At 77.2% G+C, this 1,323-nt stretch carries 2 protein-coding genes; both read right to left on the bottom strand.

Annotated elements, in window-relative coordinates:
- Nucleotides 1-95 precede the first annotated feature (95 nt).
- Nucleotides 96-857 (bottom strand): precorrin-4 C(11)-methyltransferase, encoded by a 762-nt coding sequence (cobM, locus tag ABD308_RS23285; protein ID WP_344338205.1) that lies wholly within the window; start codon nucleotides 855-857, stop codon nucleotides 96-98.
- The coding region (locus ABD308_RS23290; RefSeq protein ID WP_344338206.1) for a bifunctional cobalt-precorrin-7 (C(5))-methyltransferase/cobalt-precorrin-6B (C(15))-methyltransferase at nucleotides 854-1,323 on the bottom strand (470 nt) is incomplete at its 5' end. The genes ABD308_RS23290 and cobM, both read right to left, overlap by 4 nt.

Consider the following 1,323-nt stretch of genomic DNA (forward strand, 5'->3'; position numbering starts at 1 on the left):
CCGGAGCGCGGGTCGCTCGGCGGCCAGCGCGGCGGCCAGCGCGAGGGCCTCGGTGGTGCCGCCGAGCAGCAGGACGTGCGCCTCCGCCCCCGTCATCACGCGCCGCAGGGCTCGTGCGGGCGCTCGCGGTCCGCCGAGTAGAGGTGGCTGTCGCGGAACTGCTCGGCGCCCAGCGTCCGCCCGACGATGATCACCGCGGTGCGGACCACGCCCGCCGCCTTCACCTGTCCGGCGATGTCCCCGACGGTGCCGCGCAGGACCAGCTCGTCCGGCCGGCTGGCCATCGCGACCACGGCGGCCGGGCAGTCGGCCCCGTAGTGCGGCAGCAGCTGCTCGACCACGTCGTCCACGTACCCGGCGGCCAGGTGCAGCACCAGCAGGGCGCCGCCGCGGCCGAGGGTGGCGAGGTCCTCGCCCTCCGGCATCGGGGTGGCGCGCTTGGCGATCCGGGTGAGGATGACGGTCTGGCCCACGGTCGGCACGGTCAGTTCGCGCTTGAGCGCGGCCGCGGCGGCGGCGAAGGCCGGCACGCCGGGCACCACCTCGTACGGCACCCCGGCCGCGTCCAGCCGGCGCATCTGCTCGGCGACGGCGCTGAACACCGACGGGTCGCCGGAGTGCAGCCGGGCGACGTCCTGCCCGGCGCTGTGCGCCCGGACCAGTTCGGCGGTGATCTCGTCGAGGGTGAGGTTGGCGGTGTCGACCAGCCGGGCGCCGGGCGGGCACTCGGCCAGCAGTTCGCGCGGCACCAGGCTGCCGGCGTACAGGCAGACCTCGGCGCGGGCGAGGATCCGCTGGCCGCGCAGGGTGATGAGGTCGGCGGCGCCGGGGCCGGCCCCGATGAAGTGGACGGTCACGAGGCGTTCTCCTGAGGGGTGAGGGGGCCGGCGGCGGGTTTGACGGCGGACCACTGGGTGACCGGCATCGCCTGGCGCCAGCCGGTGAAGCCGCCGACCGGGACGGCGTGCGCCACGGCGAGCCGCAGCAGCTCCCCGCCGTTCCGCCGGTACCACTCGGTCAGCAGCGCCTCCGACTCCAGGGTCACCGTGTTGGCGACCAGCCGGCCGCCGGGCGCCAGCGCGGCCCAGCAGGCGTCCAGCAGGCCGGGGGCGGTGAGCCCGCCGCCGACGAACACCGCGTCCGGGGTGGGCAGGCCGTCGAGCGCGTCCGGCGCGGCGCCGGTGACCACCCGCAGCCGGGGCACGCCGAGCGCGGCGGCGTTGCGGACGATCCGCTCGGCGCGCACCGGGTCGCGTTCGACGGTGACGGCCCGGTTGTCGCGGTGGGCGCGCAGCCACTCGATCGCGATCGAGCCGGAGCCGG

Origin of the sequence: Kitasatospora putterlickiae, assembly GCF_039527695.1 — a bacterium.
GTDB classification, from domain to species: Bacteria; Actinomycetota; Actinomycetes; order Streptomycetales; family Streptomycetaceae; genus Kitasatospora; species Kitasatospora putterlickiae.